This is a genomic window from Bacillus sp. LM 4-2 (assembly GCF_000978495.1).
GTDB classification, from domain to species: domain Bacteria; phylum Bacillota; class Bacilli; order Bacillales; family Bacillaceae; genus Bacillus; species Bacillus subtilis.
Genome location: NZ_CP011101.1, coordinates 2,511,240 through 2,532,689 on the forward strand (window position 1 = coordinate 2,511,240; position 21,450 = coordinate 2,532,689).

Below are 21,450 nucleotides of genomic sequence, written 5' to 3' on the forward strand. Positions count from 1 at the left end.
ACCACCCCCTTTTAGGCAAAATAAAAAAGCCCTAAATGGCTTCTCCTGTGATCTCTTTATACTGTTCAGCTGTAATGAGTTTTTTCTCTACCCCTTTTTGTAAATCCTCAGTCGAGCAATCTTTATAATGGATTGCCTTTTTCACCATTTCAGAAGAAGCCCAGTTATAATGCAAAGCCAGCACCCAATAATTCATGAACCTTGCCCTCCTTGTAGAGTAAGCAGTTGCAACTTTATTTTTGAAAGCTCGCTTCCCAAAGTTTGGTTTAATTCTTCAAGCTGTTTACGAGCCAGTTTTTCCTGTGACAACTCTCTTGCAAGTAGATCCACTTGAACTGGTGGTTCATATGCAGATGTACTCTGAAGCTCTTCCCACCAAGTTTTTAACTCTGCTTCCGTGGGTATAGGTGCCCTAATATTCCACTCTGCTATATATGAGGGAGTTCCGTCACCATTATTCTGGACAATAAAATCCTTTGTGGGATCAGCTGTTGGGTATTTAAAAAGAATAGCTTCACCTATATTCATCGTTACCTCCTAAAATCTTGGATAATTTCTCCCGCCTAATTCCTGTATGTCAATAAAGTTAAACGATCCATCCTTATCGTCCACGCCCCTTTGACCATTTCCTACGTAATTACAATAACACCAGATTTCTAAGTAATCACCTTTGTTCATTGGGACAGTTGCATTACCATTTAAACCAAGGTACATTTCATTATCTCTATTTTCATAATACCCTCGAATATGATGTAGCGTTTTGTATTTTTTTCCATTTAAATAAACTTTTAAATGAAGGTTAATATAAGAAGGAGAGTTTATCACATAAATTCCTGAACCAACCAAATACATTCCATCATTCGGTGCAATAAACCTGTTATTTTTAATGTCAAAAGCATTGTGACTGTCCTTGATTATTCTATTGAAAGCTATTTTAGTATGGTCAACTTTTTTTAAGTATTGAATGCCTGTAGTTCCCACATTTGCATGAGCAAAACCCGATATTTTCTCCCATTTTGTCCAGCCTGAACCACTCCACCAGTGTCTAATCCAAACTCCTGTACTGTCATAGTAAGTCCCAGACTCATTCCCTGTTCCGTAAAAGTATTGAGTGAAACGGTAATTATTATATTTTTCATTTTTGACAATGCCATAACCCAAGGGGTAGCCTGTAGTATTTCCCTGCCCAATGTCCATTAAGGTCAGTCCTAAAGGATATTCTTCCCCTCCTGTTCTTGCATCTTGAATAGCATTGTCTCCAGTAATTAACGTCAGATTGTTATTTTTATAGTTGGTATCCACGTAATATTTTGCATCCGATAAAGCCTTATCCGCTTTTTCCTGAGCTCCGACAATTGTTTCTTTTGCATTCCAATTCTCCCGTTCCACTGGTGTAATGTGCCGTTGTAAATCATTACGATGCTCTTCAAATTCTTTTTTCGAAGCTTGCTGTACATTATCAACGTTCCCTAGCCCGATTTGCGCCTTTGTTGTATTGTGAGGGTTGTTCATGTCATTTTTATGTACAGCTAAATCTTTATGCGCATCTTGAATGCCTTTCTCCCAACGGTTCACATCATCTTCATTAATCGGATCGTCCGGGAGCCAATCTGTTTTTGCATCATAAGCCATTTGCTACACCACCTCGAAAGTAATCCTAAAATCTAGCGTTCTATTATTACTGACGTCTAAATCTGTTGTTCTTTCCGTAATTACGTTGTTTTGTTCATCAAGGATCTGCACACTCTTAATATGTTTGATATCTTCCTCTCGTTGAGTAAGTACCGTGACAACCGCACCGTGAATGGTGAGTTCCACAATTTCTGTTTCACTCCCATTCAGTAGCACTTTCGATATCCTATTTTTCAAATCTGCAGCTGTACGCTCTCTATAAACCTGCGTAATCATGCAAGGACCACCTCGTTATTATTGAGCGTGACGGAATAACCTACCTTTAGCTCACTTGCTTTTCGATACCTTCTGTTATTCAAAATGACAGTATCTTTTATCTTGAGTGGCTCATTCACAGCAGCTCGCAAGGTATATGCCAAATGAGCTGGCTTCATATTCTCCAATGTTTCTATGAGCTCGCTCATATGCTGCATATCATCTATATCAATATCAACATTAAAACGGTACTGTCCTTGAAGCAGCCTGACCTGAGCAGACGGATTTTTCAGGAACCGGTTCAATGCCTGTTCAATGGCCTTATATGTTGCCGGCGGTATATTGGACATTTTAGAGATTAGACGCAATCGGCGGATCTCATCGGGGTCACCTGATTCCCGCGGTACGTTCAAAATCTTTTCCCATCGTTCAAGCCCCCAGGTTGCCGTAGTAACAAACAACTGATCTGTCAGATCAAAGATGCTATTATTTTGCTTTTCAAATTCCGGAGCTTCTGCCTGAAGAAGTTCCGCCATTTCTTTCAATTTGGTAAGGAACGGCGGCAGGTAAGCAGTCATTTCATCGAGTTTGCTCAATGATGTTCACCTGCCCCAATTTAGGGATTTCCACGTCACTCAGAACCAAATTTTCGGTCACGCCGTTGATTTTAATATCTGCGTAATCACTTACTGAAGGTGAATTGTAGACGATATTATTAATCTGCGATAAACGGATGACGTTATCTTCAAAGGCAATCTTTTTAAAAAGATTTAAAACACCTGATTCAATTTCTTGCTTTACCTGATCGATAGAGCTATTGACCTCGGGAAATACCTCGGCTGAAATCTCAACCTCTTTCCATATCGCACTCTCCACTGTGACAAAGGCACCTATTGGCGCTTGTCCCTCACCTTGTCCGGGTTCAGGATCAATATAGTTTTTCACCTTTGATATTAAAATATCGGAAGCAGGTTCCAAGTTAGCATTGGTCACGACAATTTTGACTGTACCGTCCCCGTTCCAAAGCGGAAAGACCTTTACCTTCCCTACTCCGTCTACTTCTTCAGCCCATTGTTTATAGTGAGCTTTATTGGCACTGACAGCTTCCCGACGCACGCGGGTAAAATATCTAGCTCTTAAACTGTCATCATCCTCCTCTTCTCGACCAGGGATTAGAATCTCTTTCACGATCGCTTTTTGGAGTCCTGGTATGGTGTCTAATGACAATAGATTCTGGCCGGAAATATTTGCGTTCCCCGCTTCCCCCGCTGTTTCACATTCCAACGTCCCGTCAGCTGTGTATTGGAAATACAGGTTATCTACAAAAAAGCGGGAACCCACTGGAATGGTTACTCCTTCAGTAAACTCCGCTGCCCGGACTGCTTTCGTGGCAGCCGTTCGCTCGATGCCGGCTTCAGTAGCCCGACGATCTAAAAATTCTCCTTGTGCTGTGTCCGAGAAGACAAGTTCCAGCACCGTATCGAGCCAAATATAAGACTTGGCCAATTCTGCAGCTGCAGGAGCTAACGCGTTATAAATCACGCTTCCTTCCCTTGTATCAATGTCCGCTGAAATTCTGTTCAGCATCCGGTCCATAATTTCTTCAAAAGTTTGATCTTCAAACATCTTCACCAAGCACCTCCTCGATCTCCAATTTTCCCTCGTCCGTTTCGACTGTAAAGGAAACATGGAACGAATCACCTTGTTTTTCTATTTCAAAATCTGATACAGAGGAAACACGATCGTCATAGATCAGCGCTTCCTCTATTAGCCGCGGAATCTCCATTTTCTTATATGCGTCTGTTGTTTCATTATCCGCCAAGATGTCTTGAAGCTCATTTCCAATGTCATGGCTGAAAACAGAATAGGCGTATCGCTCAGTATGAAGAGATAAATATACAAACTGCCTGATTGCTTCAAGGCCAGTAATCATTTCATTTGTGATACGGCCATTTTCAAAATCTATTTTGTAGGTTTGCGAGGTTTCTATGACTTCGCTGTCATCTTCTATATCCTCAAACTCGATTTCCGGAGACAAAGCCATTCCAAACACCTCCTATATTTTGTCGAGAATAAAAAATGATTGCCCGCCTTTTAAGGAGACAATCATCACACGCTCACCAGTATTCAACGCTTCTTCTTCACCGGGCCGCAGCCGCTTTGGAACAATAATCAAATCAGCAGGTATTATTAATTTGTCATTTTCATTAAGCCTTATTTCAACAGGAGAAACGGAAACCACTTCAGCCGGCATAATATCCACTGGTGACTCAGAATCAACTGCACCGACAGCCAAATGTTTGATTGCTTCACTTAATCTCATGAGGAAACACCATCAGGGATAGAATTTTTCTCAACCACATCAATGGTCATCGTGTGTGTCGATCCTTTAAATTCGTGTTTATCTGTTTCAATCCAGTATGTTTTCTTAACCCCGACTTCCGGAATTGAAATATAGACGGGCAAACCACTCTGAAGATCTGGAATCCCAATTGCTTGAATACTTTTGAGTTCTTTTTTGACGCCTTTCTTCTGTGCCTGTTTAACTTTCGCACGCTGCTGCAACTGTGCTTGGTTAATGTTATCTGATACTGTTTCAACATACTGAAGGACGCCGTATTTGTTTATGCCTGCGCTGTCGCTTGCGGTGGCCGTGTATGTTTTATTGTCTTTCTGACGCCGCAGCTTTACTCTTGTGACTGTGTCATTAATGGAAGTGCTGTATTGATAACCAGTAATGTTCACACCCGTTTCCAGTACCCATACTTCTGACGGATCAGGCCAAGCGCGAAGGCCAAGCTTCCCCTTCGCAGAATATAATTGATAATTCCTTCCGGTTTGGCTTTTCGTTTGTTTCAAAGCTTTCAGAATCATGTCATAAAGGCTCGTATCATCTTTAAACACTAATGATTTAATGGTGTAACCCGTATTTGCAATGGATGTCGTTGGAATTTGAAAATCTCTTGCCAGGCGCTTAATAATCTCGTCTGCACGCTTATTGGAGAACACATAAACATCTTTGTTCTTAACCAGATATTGCAGCATGTCATAAGCCGTAAAGGTCAGCCCATGTTCTTCCGGATTGCGAGAAAACACAATACCTCGAAACAGCTCTTTCCCTTTCCACTTAAACAGAACCGTATCTCCTTCTGATACGCTGTAATATGAATGGGTTCCTTGTTTCGTTATGATCTTTGCTGTGATTGATCGCGGAGCCTGATACCGTTGTCCCTCAAGAGAAACACTTTCTGTTACCAGCTCAAGCCATTCCGTTTCTTTAATGACGAAAAGTTCTATCATGTCATCACCTGCTTACTGCGGTATCTTTAATTTTTGCCCAGGAAAGATCCAGTGTCCTGGCTGCCTGATATTACGTTTACTTCGTTTGATCATAGCCTTTTTATTGACGTTCCAGATTTTGCGCCACTTTGTGCTGTCTCCATAAAATTTACCGGCAAGGTCCCACAGTGTATCGCCTTTCTTAACGGTGTATGTTTTAGGAGCTGATTTAGATGGTCGTTTCTTCTTCGTCTTTTTCTTCTGCTTGATCTTCCGCGGCGAAGCAGTTTTGTATTCCTTCAGCTTTATTTCATAATCACGATCACCTATATCTTTTTGGCCCTCGCTATATGAAAAAACCTCGATACTGCAAGTTAAATTAATTTTCGTTCCAGTAATTAAGAATTGAACCGGCTTTTTAGCTTTCACCCATTTCTCGATCTTTGCAATAGCATTTTCAGGAGAAGGAAATCCCTTATACTCAGCAAGCGGGCTATGTTTCTTTGGAAAAAAAGAAGAGAACGAAATTTCTTTCGCTCCCGGTTTATCAATAAAAGTGATCTCCCCAAAACTAGCCACTTTTACTGATTCATTTTGAATTGTGTTTGAAATATCAATTTGTTCAGGAAGGACAGGAAGCCGTAGCTTATCCTTCCCTTGTGAAATCCAGAATTCATATATGGATTTAGTCAAAAGCAACGACTCCCTTCGTTCCAATGTTGATATCCTGTTCAAGCTCATCGACAAGAGCCTGCTTAATCTTAGCTACAAGGCTGTTCATATCTTGGTCATTGTGAAAATGCTGATCGCCATTAAATTGAATAATAACCTCTTTACCTCCTGATGCTGTAACAGTTGTTTGATGACTGCCTGTTGTGGCTGCTGTTACTTGACCGGAAGATAGTTCAGTTTGGCCTTTTTGAGATGGGTCTGTGACTTCCATTCCGAGTGCCTTAGCTGCTTGGGCTAATAAATAACGTCCACGGATGCCTCGCTCCTCCGGAATGATCCATTCCCGTTTGTTTCCTTCACCGACACGTGCAATCTGCTCTTTGGTAATAAGTCCGCCGTTAGCGTAGCCAACATATGGACCTCCGTGCCTCATGCTTCTAATGCCTGGTACATTATTAATTGATCCATATCTGCTTTTGATATAGCCAATCGCAGCAGCAGCGTTGTGAATCGGGTTAAGAATGTTATTCATGCCTGGCAATTTGTGTGCGTTGAAGGTACTTGGGATTGTCTGCATGAGCCCCTGAGATGGATGTCCTGCTTTCGCATTACTATCCCATAAGTTGATTGCCTTCGGATTACCGCCTGACTCATGCTGAGCAATTGTCATCAGCCCTGGGAGCCAGCTCACCGGCGTCTTTGTAGCCATGATAGCAGCCATAAGCCATTGCTTCACATTTCCGCTTACTGCTCCCATTCCGGAATAAGCAGCAGCTAGTGAGCCTGCTTGTTTTTCAGCAAACTTTTTCACATCGACAGAATCCAGACCTTTTACAATACCTATAGAGGCAAAGCGACCGAGACTCATCATGACACGGGAAGGTGAGTGAATATCAAGCTCTTCACGAAATGCCTTCTCAACTTTTTTCGCCAGTTCCTTGGCAGCCTCATGGACTTCACTTGCCTTAGAAGTCATGCCTGAAACAAAATTACTGATCATACTGCTTCCCCATCCGTTTGATGATTCTTTAGATCGGATAAACGGCTTGTTAATATGAGTGCTGACGTATTGATCAGTACCAGTTTGTGAACTATTTTGTCCAGAAGCAAAACCTTTGACCGTTCCGCTTCCCCATGATGAAGATTTATTAACAGTGTTCTGAAATGGCGTTTTAACCTTCGTCTGCAAGAAGCCATCTGTACCGGTCGAAGTGCTGTTCTGACCTTTAGCATATCCATTGACCACTTGCTTTCCGTAATTCGGAGAATAAGAGATTAAATTGTTCATTGGCTGTCCAACGTTTTTCTGTTTCCAAGATTCCATAGAAACAACATTATCTCCAATTCCTTGATCAAAGCCTTTAGTGAACTGTTGACCAAATGAAGTCGCTTGTTCATCAAGACTGGATGTGTCAATTATAGGAGATACAGAAGCAGTCACCGCCGCTCTACGGATTAGCGGGGAAGTTGCTGGTTCACCTCCTGCAGATGAAGCAGACGCTATATCATCAACTACACTCATCCCTAATTTCGAAGCAGCTTGAGAAAGGAGCATTTTGCCGCGACCTTTATTATTCTCAACGGGAATAACAAACTCTTTACCTGCTTCACCAATCCAAGATATTGTTGGCTTCGTAATGTAACCACCAGTAGCATGTTTCTTTGGCTTTTCTTTTCCCGTACCAAATAAATAATTTACGCCACTCTTCACATATCCCCACGCTTTACCAGCAGTTTTTTTCGCACTTGAAGCTACTTTCCCACCGACTTCTTTTACTCCGCCCAAAATACTGCTTCCCAATTCCTTTACACTTTGCCACTTTTCAGACCACCACTTCTTACTAAAAAGGGTTTCTGAGATGGAACTCTTAACACTTTTCCATATTGATTTAGCATTGTCCCATTTATTTTTGGACCAGCTTTTTACACTTTCCCATTTTCCTGACCACCACTTCTCGCTAAATAAAGTGGATTTCAGTTTTCCTTTAACAGATTGCCAAACAGAAGACGCGCTGTCCCATTTACTTTGAGCCCAACCTTTTACGCCTTCCCACTTTCCTGACCACCACTTCTCACTAAATAAAGTGGATTTTATTTTTCGCTTTACGGACTCCCAAACAGATGATGCACTATTCCATTTGTCTTGTGCCCAGCTTTTAACACCAGACCACTTCTCAGACCACCATTCACTATTAAATAAAGTAGACTTCACCTTTTCTTTTACATGAGACCATGTATCACTTAACCCATTGAGAGAAGTCTTCGCATTACTCTTAATGCCGGACCATTTTTCAGACCACCATTTTTGATCAAATAATGTACTGTTTAGTTTCTTCTTTACTTCTGAACCATCAAACGCTTTACCTAAACTTGAACCACCCATGGTGCCTGCTATACCACCAACTATTCCACCAATGGCTGTTCCCACTCCTGGAATAACACTGCCAATAGCTGCTCCTGTAGCCGCTCCAGCAAGACCACCGCCAGCTGATCCAATCTTTTCACCAACATTATCTTTATTCATCCCAATTAAATCGGTTGCCGCTAACGCTGTTCCTAATAGAGGGACTCCTTTTGCAAACTTGCCAACACTTTTCAGAGGACTTAAGACTTTCCCGAACTTCGATGTACCGCCTGCAGCTCTACCAGCTGAGTATAGCTCCGATCTCGTAGTGGTTATTGCTGGTCTTGATCCTCCGGTTGGATTAGTACCTACAGTTCTACCGGAACGCCTTCTCTCCAACCGTTCAGATGACACAACAATTGAACTGTCAGAAGGGTTCATTCGGTTTAGATTACCCCGTCGTCCTAAAACTCTTTTCCCTCGTCTTCTACGAATGCGATCATTTTTACCTCCATCGCTACAACAGCAACATGTTAAGCTGCCGCTTCGAGGTAAACTCGTTGGACTTGTGGCAGTTTTGGATTCTCTGCTCCTTGTGCTGGCATTACGATTACTGTTTCTGTTCCTCCTTTCACTTCGCGTATTAGCGCCAGCTTCAGGAGTACGTTTGGGAATTAGCTTTCGGATTACGCCTGCTGCATCACTTCCGACAGTACCTATGCCTTTTAACAGCGGACGTAGTATTTTCAAATAACCAATCAACCCAATTAAAGAAGGGATCACAACTTTAATCGCTGTTTTTAAATCTTCCCAATGGTTGACGCTCCACTCAATGGCTACGTTTAACTTATCACCTATCTCCTTACCAAGATCAGCAATATCTTTTTTGATCTCTTTAAGCTTTTCCTGACCTTCTTTACTGTTAATGAACGAGCTGATTTTATCAAAGGCTGGCCCTAATCCAGTTAGCAGAGAAGTTCCCATATCCTTAGATATGCTTTCAAAATCTCTCATGGCATCATTAACCGGTGTCATCGGATTATTATCCCGAAGTTTCGTAAAGCTTCGTTCTAATTCACCGCTTGTTTTGGCACTTGTACCAATACCCTCAGCCATATCTAAAATCGGTTGCTTGAGGTCTTCATATTGTGTTCCAATAAGCTCAGTCGCAATAGCAGCCCGCTTTGTTTTGTCTTTCACTTTAGAAAGTGCTTTTGCCACCCTAAATAAACTTTCCTCTCCGCTTATTGAACCATCTTTGAAGCCCTTGAACATTTTCTTAGTTTCCTTGGCTCCGAACAGCGTTTTAAATGCGTCCACTTGGCTATCAGACATTTCGGTTCGGCGGATGTTAAACTCACGCATACTATCGGCTAGGTTATCGAAGTTTCTGGCGCCACCCTTTGTTCCTTTTATCATGGCGTTTGCAATCTGGCCGCCTGTGAGCTTCAAGTCTTTAAAGGTGGAACTGTATTCATTCATCGTATCCAATAAATCGTCAGCTTGGTCACCGGCATTCCGATATACATAAGCAATTAAGTCTCCGCTTTGTTTTCCAGACAATTTCAAGTTGTTATACATTGAACTGAAAGCACGATCTACCTCAGCTTGATCAGCATTCATAAGCTGGGCAATCTTACTTGACGACTCAGTCAATTCAGCAAGAGCTTTTTTAGACGCCCCTGTCTGTTGCGATAAGTTTCTTAGAGATAAACTGACTTCTTCCCGAGAACTGCCCGCTTTATTGTTGAAATAGATCTGATCCGTCATTCTTGCAACATCTTTCTTATTAACGTTTGAAGTTGCTGACACGTAAGCATCCTGAGACATTGTACTCTTACCAGAACCCATAATTGAACCTGCAGAAAAACCGCCTGCAACTGCCAGAGTAATGGTAGCATCCTTCAAGCTGTCTATTTTCGCTTCAATTGCATCCAGAGCCGCTGAAGCTCTATCCTTAATAGAAACAGTTGGCTCAGCATGTTCGCCGTCTACATCGGACACATGACGACGGATCTCATCTAATTGGTTTGAAGCATGATCACGAACTGAAACAGTTGGCTCAGCGTGCGAGCGATTCAAATCAGAGAGACCTCCACGGATCAAACGAAAACGTGGTGTAGCTTGATCATTTACGGAAACTGTCACCTCATGGCTGCCCTCGGTAAGATCCTCAGCTTGCTGACGTATAGAATGTAAGCCATTCGAAGCTCGATCATCTAAATCCACTTCAAGCGATCGAGCCCGACCGGTCAAACGGTTGGCTGATCGGTCAATTCTCCGCATAACTTTCTCAGTCCGATCTTCAGCATCAAAAATAAGAGGGCCATTAGCGGCCCTCTTAAGTCTTTCAGCATTGCCTTGTATCATTCGAAGCTTGCGGGAAATCTTATCATGTAATTCAAACGTGGCTGTTAGTTTAGCCATAGTTAATTACCTCCCTTCTTCGCTTCTTTTTCTAACAGCTCAAGCTTATAACCGATTAACCCATATAAGAGCGCCTTGAATTCTTTCGGAGCCTCATATAGTTCTCTTAATTCTGACGGGGCGTATTTGAGTTCATGCATCGCGTAATAAAGATATACAGCCTCTTTGTCCCCGTCCTTTACTAGTTTTTTGCCGCTTCTTCAAGGTCTTCGAGATCATCATCAAATCCATTGATTTCAATTGCTTTGTTTAGCCAGTTCGCATACTCACCGCCGACTGAAAGAACACGTTTGGCGACTTCCACTGGATCTTCTGTTTTGTAAGCCTCACGTAGTTCCTTAGCTTTAAAGTTCGGGTAAACAGTCGTTTCAACCGCAATACGAGCATAAAAGCGTTGGCTGTCCAATTCCTTCACACGGCCGCGGCCTTTTACATTCTTGTAAGTCGTATTCTCTTTCTCAAGTTCGTCAATTCGTTCAGTCGTGATCGCTTTGAAAATGAATGGAACAACATTGCCCTCTTTGTCTACAAATCGTTTAGAAATCGGTACTTTTACTTCTTCCGCTTCAATTGTTTGTCCTGGCATAAAGAATGAAAGATCGTAAACTTTTTCATTTTGTTTTTCACTCATGTTTATTAGCTCCTTTTACTTTTTAGTTTTGGACAAGAAAAAAAGCACATTCATACTTTTTGAATGTGCTTTCCATATAATTCATGTATAATAGATTCTTGAAGCTACCTTAGCTTATCCTCCGAATATGAAAGGAGGTGAAATTATGTCGACCTATGAATCTCTAATGGTCATGATCGGCTTTGCCAATTTAATAGGCGGGATTATGACATGGGTAATATCTCTTTTAACATTATTATTCATGCTTAGAAAAAAAGACACTCATCCTATTTACATTACTGTAAAGGAAAAGTGTCTACACGAGGACCCTCCTATTAAAGGGTAGTTTCTTTTTTAAAAGCTAGAGTGCTGCCACACTCTGGCTTTTATATTTTAGCATTTCTCATGAAAGTAACACACATTAACAAGTGGTAATGTGGTAATGTGGTACCAACTATAAGCTTACGCCAGTAGTTGCAATACTTTTGCTTGGCACCATTATAACATGAATATATATTGATTATATAATTATTTGTATCTTTTATTTGTTACTTTTTTTATCTATGAGTTCAAAATGACCTGATCATAGAAGCCTTAACCCTTTTTCTTTTATTAAAAACCCTCGGATTATGAAAGTGTTATGGTACAATATGGTTTAGTATAAATGAATATTGGCTTTCAACATCTCAAGGGCGGTCTGGCTCACTCCCTCATGAAAGGGGGTGATGCACGTGTCAACATTTCAAGCATTAATGCTTATGCTTGCTTTCGGGTCATTTATAATTGCCCTGTTGACTTATATAAAGAAGAAATAGACCCACCCCTTGAGCTCGGCAAAGTAAAAGGGTAAAGTCTATCCTAAATACTTTCATGAAGTTGTTAAGCCAGCCCTCTTGATGGGCCAACATTTATACTGACCCGGCGGCAACCGGGTCTCTTTTATTTTATGCATTTCTTTTGAAAGAAATACATGTTTCCATTTGGTACGGTTGAATTACTTCTAAAGTAATCTTACCACATTTTTTCGTAAATATCTTCGTTAAAGTCGGCGATTTTTCGTGAAAGTGATTAGAATGTGGATTTTAACTGTTCAGGCACATCAAAATCCTCAAAGGTAAACGGCACTTCTTCTTCCAATGCTTCAGAATCAACATCAAGCCCAGCGATTTTCGCAGAATCAAAGTTCACATCGTACAAGGTGACTCGTTCAGTCCCACGACCTGAAGAGGCGTCATCTAGAACAGCTTGTAAGGTGAAATAAGGATCACTTCCCTTTTTCACATAGTCCATCATAATAAGAACAAATTGAGAAGTCACTTTATAAAAAGTGGCTGTTCCCGTTCCATTTGCTCCGGTCGTTTTGTGCCCCGTCATCCGACGACCCATGATATTGACCTCGGATTTGTTTTTCTCTACATTGGCTTCAAACGTTTTGATATGGGCCATTTCTTCTCCATCAAGAAACAACCTGCCCTCTTTACCTGAAATGGTGTTTTGCGCTTTTAATGCCATTCCTATTTCACCTCAACATTAAAGTAGAATTTTTCAGCTGCATCCACCGGTTGAACTGCAAGATCAATCAGGAAGCCGTCACGATCATTATTCAGAGCAATTGTAATGTCATTCTCTGAATCAAAATCAGTAATGCCCTCGTTATCTTGAAGAACACTCAAGTATTGAGTAATTAGCGTTTTTACAAACTGCAGTCCGTCATTTGTAGCGGGAACATCACTGCCGCTCGCTTTTCGAGACTTGATCAATGCTTTCAATTGTGATGTCAGGTCATTATTGATTGCATCAAGTACACGGACAATTTTGTTTTTCTGGAACATCTTATTTTTCTCTGCTGTTAGGCTTGTGAGTGAATTAATGTCCTTTTCAACCGATACTGATTTATCACGAGAATCATAAGTAAACAAGAATTCCCCATTTGACAATCGTTCAACGATTTCGTCGTTGTCAATTCGGTTAAGGACATCTACAGCTCCCTCGTATTCTACAAATGTAAGTGATTGATTAAATGTAGCCCCCGCACTTGCACCGGCAACCCAAGCTGTAGCTTTTTCAGGAGTGATCTCCGTTCCATCCTCAAGTAGGACACCACCTGTTACATTGATAATACCCTCATGGTCTCCCTTGTAATTTGAAAGAACACCTTGAACCTTTTGCCCTTGGTTGTCTCTCAGCCGTTTGATAAACGCAACAAACGTTGCTTTTAATTGCTCGTTATCCTCTACAGGTAAAGCGATTGTGTCAAAGTATTCCGTTTCAGCCGCTTCCAAGAAAGCTGTATAATCGGCATTTGTCGGTGTTTTGTCTGTTCCGCCTGACAAGCGGATTCCGGAAGTTGCAGGGAGAGCACCGCTAACATCTTCAGGGGCCGTACCGGTTAACGGAATAGTAACTGTTAAATCTCCTTTCCCCGTAAACGTGACATATTTATTCGGTTTAAGTTCTTCAGCTTTAGACACTGTTTGTTTATCCACTTCAGATTGATCAAGGTAGGTAGTGACATCAACTTTCGAAGAGTCAATAACGTTCTCCGTAATACTAATAATGATGTCATTACCTTTAGTGCCGCCATAAAGAGCAGTAGCCTTTACACCTTCGCTAATGTCTGCTGAAGCACGAAGACCTTCCGTTAGGCGATAAAGCAAGACTGTATTCGCCTTCTTCATCGCCTCACGTAAAAGCAACAGCGAAGGATCATCAATGTTCAACCCCACTTTTTTATTCAAGTCCTCGATTGAAGAGATAGAAATGAATTTCTTAACCTCACCCCAGCTGGACGCTATCGGCAGCGCCACTGTTCCACGTTCTCCGGCAGAAACACGGTTCTCCGCGGTCGTTTTGAAGTTAAAGTAAATACCGGCACGCTCTTTTTCCTTGCCAGGTGTGAAAGTTCCGCCGTTCATCTATTTGACCTCCTTTTGAAGAAACTGAGAAATCAACTTCTTCGCTTCCGATTTTGTAATACTCATTTTATGAACATGAAAAAGAGCACCGTCAAACACCTCGGGTTTTACCCCAAAGAGCTCTCGACTGTGCTCTCGCAAATCCTTAATATAAAAAGCATTTTCTGCTTTCTCTTTTTTAGTGGCCATCATTTCACCCCACTTTTAAATTTAAAACCATCTATTGAACGCTGATCTTCCCGCTCATACCAATAGCGGCTCGTCCAGTTTAAGACAATGGTCGCATAATCGTCTGATACCCGCGTTTCTATTCGAGATAGGCGAATAAAATCCCCAGTATCCTCGCCAGATTCTTGTATAAGCGGAATTATGCCTCTTCTGCTTCTAAGTGTATCCGCAATTCGTTCCGCTTCGTTATGAGCCTTCTGTACGTTTTCGTGAAAGAGTTTTACGTTTAAAACATATGCTTTCTGAAACGTGGATACTGTGTCCACCCCATCGACCGTGGAAGCCGGTGGAAAGTAAAGAGACGGAACAGCAAAGTCCTGCGGTATTTCTTCTTCATACACTTGAACAGGATACAGTTTGTATAGATAGCCCATAATTGAACCTACTTCTTGATTCATGGCAGCACCGCCTTAAAATTCTTCATAAATCCATTGCTGCAGCTTCCGCTCAAGGCTTCTCTCAAACATCAACTGAAAAATGGCCATGGCGTTATCCCAAAACCCCGAACCGTCTACCCATCGGAACTTCAGCAGCATGCCGGAATTTTTTTCAGCAGGGTCATATTCGAAACGGTCGCCTTTCCACCGACCTGGAACCCATCGTCTATCCTGATTTTTAGACGGATCGATAGTAAAGTGCCCGTCATTGACGTATGAGGCGTAATCCAGATTTGTTCCAACATCCAACTTTAAGCTGCCTTCTGTCATTGAAAAGATATTATCCTGGTCACCTTTCTGAAAGGAATTGAGCAAGCGGCGAGTGTCCACGGTCTTCGTCCTAATGATCTCATCTTGGATGATATCTAAGAACTCAAAACCCATTGATTCAAGCCACTGCTCATATTTCCTCTTCAGTCCCCCACGAGAAGCCCGGTCTAATGATTGTATGAACTGATCGAGACCCCGAATTTTCATAAGTATTCAACCTCCCGTACTGCCGTCACTTCCCAATGATGATTCCTGATTTTGCGGGGCTTCTGTAATTTATAAGCAGTACCATCCCAAACCGCCCTGTCATTTACTCGAATATCAGCAGTAGCAGGGAAATGCACAAGGAAAGATTGATAAATAGATACATTTGACTCCTGTTGGATAATGGACTGACTCTTCTCTGTAAAATAACACGGCTGATTTTCTATGTCCGGCTCATCAGGGTACGAAAAAACCGGTTGAACATCTTCAACCGGCACCCCGAATTTTTGCTTTCTATTTTCTTTTTTCTCCTGCAGATGGTAAATGTCACATCTGTGAGTCAATAAGGATTGATAACTCATATTGATCTCATCCGCACTTTCGCTTCAATCCCTTCTAAATCAGGGTCAGCCGGTTTCACATAATCTTTTATTAATGCATACACATCAGGTTTTTGAAGAGAACTGCCATCCCCTAGAGTATAAGAATAGTCACCAATTTTTTCAGTTGTATATCCTTTAATAATTGACTCGTCGCCATTTATAAGAGCATAAAACTGAGACAACTTTAATAGAGCCAGTCGAACCGTTTCAGGCAAAGGGATATACTCTGCATCTGAAAAATCATGTCCAACTTTAAGAATGATATCGGCAGTTGCCTCAAGGATATCCTGTTTTAACAACTCGTCAGGTCTGGTCTTTACAGACTCAAAAACTGAATAACTCTTTAATTCATCGGGAGTGATTAACAGCATAGGTCACTCCCCTTTGTTATCTATTTGCTTAAGGATGTAGGCAATTCTTTCATCTGCGTTTTTGAAGTCAGACGGATTGCGACCAAGATTAGAAATAATGGATTCATGCTCTGCTTTATTCATACCTTTCAATTCCGATTCAGTATAATTTATCGGATCATCCTTTTGATTATTAAGCTCTTGGGTTAGTATAAAATATGGATTTTCATTTAAATACTCATAGAGCTTTTTCGGTACTGTTTGACTGACACCTGCTCGAAAGGTTATTCCCATCACATTGTATGTTTTGCCTTTAATAAGCTTTGCAGTAAACACACCAGACCACCTACTCCTTCACTTTCACGATCTTGGCTACGGCGTCCTCTTCTTCAAAAACACTATCCAATTTCGCTGTCAAAACAATGATAAACATACGGCGACGGATGTCCTTATCTACTTCAATCCGAATGTTACGAGAGAATCCGAGAATAATATTCTTCGGATGAGTTAGGATGATATCAGAAACATCGGCTGCAGTATCTCCCTCTCCAATCGTATAAGGCTGTAAATTTGCAATACCTTTGATTGGAACACCAAAAGCAGATGAAAGGCCACCTTGAACAGCTGCATCCCCTAAATTTGTTTGACGATCAGCTACACGATCTTTCCATTCGACCTCAATACCAGGCGATGTATAGAAACGGAACTCCTGCGGAATTCGCAAATATTTAGGAGGTACAGCTTTGTATCCTCGTTTAAATGTTTGACGTGTCAGTTCCTCACCTGCAGCATCGACAATATGAGATGTAGCTTGTTTTCTGATGCCATCTAATTGTGCAAGATATGAGTCGGAGGAAGATGTATCCCCATTTACAAGCAACTCTTCAATATCAACCGCAGCACGCTCAGCTATCATTTGCATGATTGTATTCTGAAGGCCATCTTTTTCGATGTTGTTTTCAAGTGTGTCATAGGTAATGTTAACTTCAGCAATTACTTCTTTTGTGCTTAAGTTAACTGTGCTAGTTGATGGAACTGACTTTTGATCTTTAGTTAGCGCAACTCCCTCTTGGGCTGCCCTTAAAATACGCTGACCAAAACCGATCTTCTCGATTTTCTGTGTGTCATGGTCCATTTGAATAACTCGCGCATCTCTTAAAATGGTTGGCGTATCTTGTACCATTCGAATAAAAGTTGAAGCCTGAGTAGGATTCATAATCCCGCCGCTCTCTAAAGTAGAAAGCGTCATTTCTGCTTTATTAATAACCTCTTGATTTCTCATTCGTATCCTCCTTATCCATTAAAACAACCCTGACCAGATTGATTTTTGAACTTGTTCGGAACCCGATTCTTCAGTTTGCTTAGATGTTCCGCGACTTTTTTCGATTGCTTCAATACGATCAGCGAGCGGTTGAACAGCTTCTGAAATTGCCTTTTTCAACTTCTCGCCCTCTTTTTCAGTCTCTTCTTCTTTTTCTTTATCTTTCTTATTAAGCTCTTCCTCTTTTTCTAATGTCTCGAGCCGCTTCTTAATTGGCTCTAATGCTTCTTGAATGGATTTAGTTACTTCCTCCGAAGTCATTTCTTCTTCCCCCTCTTTTGTTTCTACCTGACTCAGTAAATTACCAAGGGCAGCATGAGCATTCTTAATTTCTTGCAGGTTTGAAGCGGAAAATTTTCTGCCCGCCTTTGCAACTGGCTCTTCATATGATTGCTGTTGTTTTCCAACAAAAAAGTTTTTGAGCAAATTAAATAGCCCTTTCTCATCTGTTTTCTCTTGAGAAACGGGCTTTTCTTGTTTTTCAATCGTCTCAGCAGTTCCTGCCATTGAATAACCGGTAATTTCGCCTTTTTTGATTTGCTCCCATACTTCCTCAGAAGCCTTTGTGACAAGGACCCATGATCCCTTTTTAATGGTTTCCCCATTCATTTCAAAGTCTGCCGGTGCGACATAGGACTCAACCACCTCACCAACACCACCCTGAAAGTCATGTTGCTTGTCGATTTGACGAGCATCTTTCAGGAATCCATGAGCGGCCTTTTCGATTTCTGCAGCTGTCATGAAATCTCCGTGGGCGTCCACTGTATCAGGTTCATACACGATACCGTAAACAAGTTTTTGCTCGTCTGCCTCTTTCGCAAGGATTCTGACTTCCTTTTGAAAATCAGGTTGTTTTTCTGATTTCACAATAAAGAACTGCTTTTGATTAGCAGCCTTATCCACATAAGAAACATGTGTGATTTTTGCGTTCACCAATTCTCTTGGCATGTTATTCACCTCCTTAAAATAAGAAAAGACTTCTAATTAGAAGTCTCACCAGCTGTATTCTCAGCAACATAATTGCTTGTTATCTCCATTAACCTTTTTACACTCTTATCTACATTCCAGAAAAATTTATTCATAATGTAGCTTTGTGAAATATGACTTTTCTCTAAGTCATGAACTATATTCATTATATCAAGTAAGCTTTCCGCAAATGAATCATTAAGAATTTTATGGCGTTTCAAATAATCAACCATGTATAACATGCCTATACCTTGAGATTTATCTGCCGCATCATCTTTTTCTGATACTTTTTCATAAAGATTTTTCACTGCTCCATATAAACGAATCATTTCCATTTTTAGTAGTAAGTCATTATCCCCTTTAATGCTTGTCTTCTCATTATAATGGGAATGTGTTTCCTCAGTGATTTCAGAATTACTTTCTAAATTTAATGAATCTTTTAGATTTTGATCATCAGTTCCATATTGATTCTCTTTATTCAATTGGAAACTAATCTTATCTAATTTTTGGTCAATAGTGAATTCAAATTCCCAATCCTTATATTTAATTTTCGCCAAGGTACTGATCAAATTTGAAACCGGTTGTTTTAATTTAAAAACCAAGATAATTATTGCTACCGGCCAAATGATTGATTTGACTATTGAAGAGATAAACTCCATCCAATTCATATTTTCCCCACCTAATATGTAATGAGGACATTATACTATTTTATTCCATGTTTGCTAAGACTTCTCTTTGAATCTCTTCTTTTTCTTCGGGTGATAAGCCTAAAATCTTACTATCTACCACAGGCGATAGAACACAATGGCAGTTAACCCGCTCCCTTGTTGATAGTTTAGGATCCCTCGGAAACATGCAGGTTTCGCTACTGCCCGGTATCTGAAATTCTTCATCTACTCCAATGACTGTACCGTCAAGATCAATGTGATTTTCACGAGGATTGTTCTTCTTCCCTCCGCTGTGCCGCCATTTCTTTTTCTTTACTGCCGGCGATTGTGCATATGATTCATGCTGCGCGGCAGAGGAAGCGGCAAGCACTTCTGTGATGGCTGTGGTACGCGCCCGCTCCCTATCAAATTGTGGCATGTCTTTGAGAGTCAACTCAATGTCCTGGATTGATGAACCGTTCTCGATAGCATTAGTTAGCACGTCCTCCACCACTTCATGTGTGTTTAACTTCATGATCTCAGCCAGCTTCTTTGACCAATCCTTAATCCAATTAATCGTACGATTGGATAAGACTTTAAAAGGCACCTCTGGATCTATTGAATCCATGATTACTTCAGCCATTTCTTCAATAGTCTGTTGCAGGAATCCCTCAGTCAGTTCCTGAAATTCTTCCTCGAAGTCATCCTCCGCGAATAGGTTCTGAGTAAAAAACACTAGAAGGGCTTTTAACGTCTCTTCTGAGTCTTTGCTTACAAAACCTTTGAGACCATCTAAAAACTTCTTATGCTGGCGTCTGAGCAATCTGGCAATGCCTTTTTCATATTCCTCCACATATTTGGGGATATTAGATTTGCCAGGAAAGTCAGGTACCATCTCCCCCAATTGCTTATACTGATTTTCCTCGGCTTTTTGAATAAAGACATTTAAACTCTCCAATAGCTTATCCGTTTTGTTCATCTCTTCAAATCCTCCAGAACATCCCGCATATCTTTTAATAACCCGATCATATTAGGAGTACCGTTCTTAGATTTAAACAGTGCAGCCAAAGGATCGGAAACGGACGACTCGTTAGTTTTACCAAGCGGCCTGTTGTATTCTTCTTCTGGCCATTCTTCAAGCGTCTTACCAAGTACCCGTCCAGCCAAATCGCGTAAATCATTCGGAGAAACTGCACCTGCTGTTATAAACGGTGTTAGAACCTTAGCAATTTCTAAAGGATCTCTAAAGTCTGGCCCTTTTAGTTGGAGTCGGACTTTATGAATTTCAAGATCATTTAGAAATAAAGCATTCAGTTTACCTGTGATTAATTTTCGTTCAGGCTGAAATACTTGTTCCTCAGTAATCTTTCTTGCTGTGTCAGCTGTCGCTCTGTTGTAATCTTGAGCTTCACCTGTATAAAGTGGGGGCAAACGAAAAGCCGATCTAATTTTATCTCGGTTCTTTTGGTCATATTCAAGAAACAAAGCATCTTCTTGAAGGATTTCAGCAAGTGACTTAATATCAACTTTCACTGGTGCAATCTCTTCATCACCATGAATGTTTTTCCCCTTCGCTATCCCTTCTGCTTCAAGTAATAGAAACTTATGAGCGTTCTCCACTCCTTCAAGCCCATTCATGTAATCCTGCAATTGTGTGTATGAGTCCTCAGACAACATTCCATTTTCTATTGTGATGGCAGCGGGAATATGTCTTCCTTGTTTGAAGTACATAAAGTTCAGCTCTTCAGCTTTACGAGCACCATACAAATTAACAATATGGCCAATCCATCGCGGTTTCCCATAAATACCGCTTCCTATTTTGAAATGGACCACTTCATTTGCTCGTTTCTCCAATGGGGTCTGTTCATCATATTGACCTGTCTCTAAATTTAAAGTGCGAGGATCACCATATTCTTTAAAATAAACCATACGGCCGTCAATCATCTGAACATACTTTCGGAATCGTTTCTCTCTTTTGATTGATTTCATTTGTCCTTGTTCGAAGTACGTAAAATCAACTTCGATTGGTTCAGACAGTTTGCAAACTCGTACATTTTGAACGTCCATGTATTCAATGCCGGCTGGCTTATTTTCACCGTTTCGAATGACCTCAATAAAGCCATTGCCCGTCTTTTCTCTATCTTCAATAACAAATCCGAGTAAAGTCTCAGCTGACTCATCAAAGTGAAGATATTTAACGAACTCTTCAAGCTTTGTCCATTCACTTTCAGCTTCTGTTTTTTCTTCATTTGTCACATCTGGCGAATTCACATCAAAAGAATACTCGAAATCAAATCCAAAGCCCACAATATTTGTCCTGTAGGCATCAACACATTGCTGTAAGATTGTTGAATACTCAGCAATCATTTTTAATTCCTTTAGGTTATACGGAGGAGGCAAAATATTGCTGTCATAGCTGTCAGCAAATTCATCTTCATAAATTTGTTTCGTTGATTCAGTAGGTGGAGAGGCTTTGATCACTCGTGCTTTAACAGATTTTTTTGACATGC

The 21,450-nt window shown here is 40.9% G+C and carries 28 protein-coding genes; 2 read left to right on the forward strand and 26 right to left on the reverse strand.

Annotated elements, in window-relative coordinates; all coding sequences use genetic code 11:
- Nucleotides 1-31: 31 nt before the first annotated feature.
- Genes bslm_RS12495 through bslm_RS12550 form a run of 13 tightly spaced genes read right to left on the reverse strand, consistent with a single transcriptional unit; the run spans nt 32 to nt 11,240 of the window.
- Nucleotides 32-196 carry an XkdX family protein gene (locus bslm_RS12495; RefSeq protein WP_041850053.1) on the reverse strand — a complete coding sequence of 55 codons (165 nt, stop codon included), beginning with the start codon at nt 194-196 and terminating at the stop codon, nt 32-34.
- Nucleotides 193-528, reverse strand: coding sequence for an XkdW family protein (locus tag bslm_RS12500; RefSeq protein ID WP_009967793.1), 336 nt, complete (start codon nt 526-528; stop codon nt 193-195). Before bslm_RS12500 ends, bslm_RS12495 begins: the two co-directional genes overlap by 4 nt.
- 9 nt (nt 529-537) lie before the next feature.
- Complete coding sequence (locus bslm_RS12505; RefSeq protein WP_046160617.1) at nt 538-1,632, reverse strand: hypothetical protein; 1,095 nt, start codon at nt 1,630-1,632, stop codon at nt 538-540.
- 3 nt (nt 1,633-1,635) lie between these two features.
- On the reverse strand, nt 1,636-1,908 hold the full coding sequence (locus tag bslm_RS12510; RefSeq protein WP_032722163.1) for a hypothetical protein: 273 nt from the start codon (nt 1,906-1,908) through the stop codon (nt 1,636-1,638).
- On the reverse strand, nt 1,905-2,483 hold the full coding sequence (locus bslm_RS12515; protein WP_032722164.1) for a YmfQ family protein: 579 nt from the start codon (nt 2,481-2,483) through the stop codon (nt 1,905-1,907). The genes bslm_RS12510 and bslm_RS12515 overlap by 4 nt, the downstream gene beginning before the upstream one ends.
- A complete protein-coding gene (locus bslm_RS12520) occupies nt 2,467-3,513 on the reverse strand; it encodes a baseplate J/gp47 family protein (protein WP_032722165.1) in 1,047 nt (348 codons plus the stop codon). Before bslm_RS12520 ends, bslm_RS12515 begins: the two co-directional genes overlap by 17 nt.
- The gene (locus tag bslm_RS12525; protein WP_032722166.1) at nt 3,506-3,931 is read right to left on the reverse strand and encodes a DUF2634 domain-containing protein; all 426 of its coding nucleotides are present in this window, start codon (nt 3,929-3,931) and stop codon (nt 3,506-3,508) included. The genes bslm_RS12520 and bslm_RS12525 overlap by 8 nt, the downstream gene beginning before the upstream one ends.
- Before the next feature lie 12 nt (nt 3,932-3,943).
- Entirely contained in the window at nt 3,944-4,210 is a 267-nt protein-coding gene (locus bslm_RS12530; RefSeq protein ID WP_032722167.1) for a DUF2577 family protein, read from the reverse strand.
- A complete protein-coding gene (locus bslm_RS12535; protein ID WP_032722168.1) occupies nt 4,207-5,187 on the reverse strand; it encodes an XkdQ/YqbQ family protein in 981 nt (326 codons plus the stop codon). The genes bslm_RS12530 and bslm_RS12535 overlap by 4 nt, the downstream gene beginning before the upstream one ends.
- 12 nt (nt 5,188-5,199) lie before the next feature.
- On the reverse strand, nt 5,200-5,859 hold the full coding sequence (locus bslm_RS12540) for a LysM peptidoglycan-binding domain-containing protein (RefSeq protein ID WP_032722169.1): 660 nt from the start codon (nt 5,857-5,859) through the stop codon (nt 5,200-5,202).
- Nucleotides 5,852-10,609: a phage tail tape measure protein gene (locus tag bslm_RS12545; RefSeq protein ID WP_043940167.1), complete on the reverse strand. Its 4,758-nt coding sequence runs from the start codon at nt 10,607-10,609 to the stop codon at nt 5,852-5,854. Before bslm_RS12545 ends, bslm_RS12540 begins: the two co-directional genes overlap by 8 nt.
- Before the next feature lie 2 nt (nt 10,610-10,611).
- Nucleotides 10,612-10,749 (reverse strand): hypothetical protein, encoded by a 138-nt coding sequence (locus bslm_RS20855; RefSeq protein ID WP_021480099.1) that lies wholly within the window; start codon nt 10,747-10,749, stop codon nt 10,612-10,614.
- Between the two features lie 41 nt (nt 10,750-10,790).
- On the reverse strand, nt 10,791-11,240 hold the full coding sequence (locus bslm_RS12550) for a phage tail assembly chaperone (protein WP_032722171.1): 450 nt from the start codon (nt 11,238-11,240) through the stop codon (nt 10,791-10,793).
- 145 nt (nt 11,241-11,385) lie between these two features.
- Between bslm_RS12550 and txpA the strand changes: the two genes are divergently transcribed.
- Both txpA and bsrH read left to right on the forward strand, forming a co-directional pair.
- Entirely contained in the window at nt 11,386-11,565 is a 180-nt protein-coding gene (gene txpA, locus bslm_RS12555) for a type I toxin-antitoxin system toxin TxpA (protein WP_004398662.1), read from the forward strand.
- A gap of 379 nt (nt 11,566-11,944) precedes the next feature.
- Entirely contained in the window at nt 11,945-12,034 is a 90-nt protein-coding gene (bsrH, locus tag bslm_RS21365) for a type I toxin-antitoxin system toxin BsrH (RefSeq protein WP_075058862.1), read from the forward strand.
- A 253-nt stretch (nt 12,035-12,287) separates the two neighbouring features.
- On the opposite strand, the gene bslm_RS12560 is transcribed toward bsrH, so the two are convergent.
- From bslm_RS12560 to bslm_RS12620, 13 genes are read right to left on the reverse strand one after another with little or no spacing between them, the layout of a single operon-like run.
- Complete coding sequence (locus bslm_RS12560; RefSeq protein ID WP_003229930.1) at nt 12,288-12,731, reverse strand: phage tail tube protein; 444 nt, start codon at nt 12,729-12,731, stop codon at nt 12,288-12,290.
- A 2-nt stretch (nt 12,732-12,733) separates the two neighbouring features.
- A complete protein-coding gene (locus bslm_RS12565) occupies nt 12,734-14,134 on the reverse strand; it encodes a phage tail sheath family protein (RefSeq protein ID WP_003229929.1) in 1,401 nt (466 codons plus the stop codon).
- Nucleotides 14,135-14,326, reverse strand: coding sequence for a YqzN/YkzM domain-containing protein (locus bslm_RS12570; RefSeq protein ID WP_010886574.1), 192 nt, complete (start codon nt 14,324-14,326; stop codon nt 14,135-14,137). It abuts the gene before it with no gap.
- Nucleotides 14,323-14,760: a phage tail terminator family protein gene (locus bslm_RS12575; protein ID WP_003229927.1), complete on the reverse strand. Its 438-nt coding sequence runs from the start codon at nt 14,758-14,760 to the stop codon at nt 14,323-14,325. Before bslm_RS12575 ends, bslm_RS12570 begins: the two co-directional genes overlap by 4 nt.
- 12 nt (nt 14,761-14,772) lie before the next feature.
- A complete protein-coding gene (locus bslm_RS12580) occupies nt 14,773-15,276 on the reverse strand; it encodes an HK97 gp10 family phage protein (RefSeq protein WP_003246050.1) in 504 nt (167 codons plus the stop codon).
- Entirely contained in the window at nt 15,273-15,635 is a 363-nt protein-coding gene (locus bslm_RS12585) for a YqbH/XkdH family protein (protein ID WP_003229925.1), read from the reverse strand. Before bslm_RS12585 ends, bslm_RS12580 begins: the two co-directional genes overlap by 4 nt.
- Nucleotides 15,632-16,027 (reverse strand): protein YqbG, encoded by a 396-nt coding sequence (yqbG, locus tag bslm_RS12590; protein WP_004398566.1) that lies wholly within the window; start codon nt 16,025-16,027, stop codon nt 15,632-15,634. The genes bslm_RS12585 and yqbG overlap by 4 nt, the downstream gene beginning before the upstream one ends.
- Nucleotides 16,028-16,030: 3 nt before the next feature.
- Nucleotides 16,031-16,342 (reverse strand): YqbF domain-containing protein, encoded by a 312-nt coding sequence (locus bslm_RS12595; RefSeq protein WP_003229923.1) that lies wholly within the window; start codon nt 16,340-16,342, stop codon nt 16,031-16,033.
- 10 nt (nt 16,343-16,352) lie between these two features.
- Nucleotides 16,353-17,288 (reverse strand): phage major capsid protein, encoded by a 936-nt coding sequence (locus tag bslm_RS12600; RefSeq protein WP_003229922.1) that lies wholly within the window; start codon nt 17,286-17,288, stop codon nt 16,353-16,355.
- Between the two features lie 18 nt (nt 17,289-17,306).
- Nucleotides 17,307-18,275: an XkdF-like putative serine protease domain-containing protein gene (locus tag bslm_RS12605; RefSeq protein ID WP_003229921.1), complete on the reverse strand. Its 969-nt coding sequence runs from the start codon at nt 18,273-18,275 to the stop codon at nt 17,307-17,309.
- 32 nt (nt 18,276-18,307) lie between these two features.
- Nucleotides 18,308-18,961: a hypothetical protein gene (locus bslm_RS12610; protein WP_003229920.1), complete on the reverse strand. Its 654-nt coding sequence runs from the start codon at nt 18,959-18,961 to the stop codon at nt 18,308-18,310.
- 40 nt (nt 18,962-19,001) lie between these two features.
- Nucleotides 19,002-19,919 carry a phage head morphogenesis protein gene (locus bslm_RS12615; protein ID WP_004398748.1) on the reverse strand — a complete coding sequence of 306 codons (918 nt, stop codon included), beginning with the start codon at nt 19,917-19,919 and terminating at the stop codon, nt 19,002-19,004.
- A complete protein-coding gene (locus tag bslm_RS12620) occupies nt 19,916-21,448 on the reverse strand; it encodes a phage portal protein (protein ID WP_004398894.1) in 1,533 nt (510 codons plus the stop codon). Before bslm_RS12620 ends, bslm_RS12615 begins: the two co-directional genes overlap by 4 nt.
- Nucleotides 21,449-21,450 lie beyond the last annotated feature (2 nt).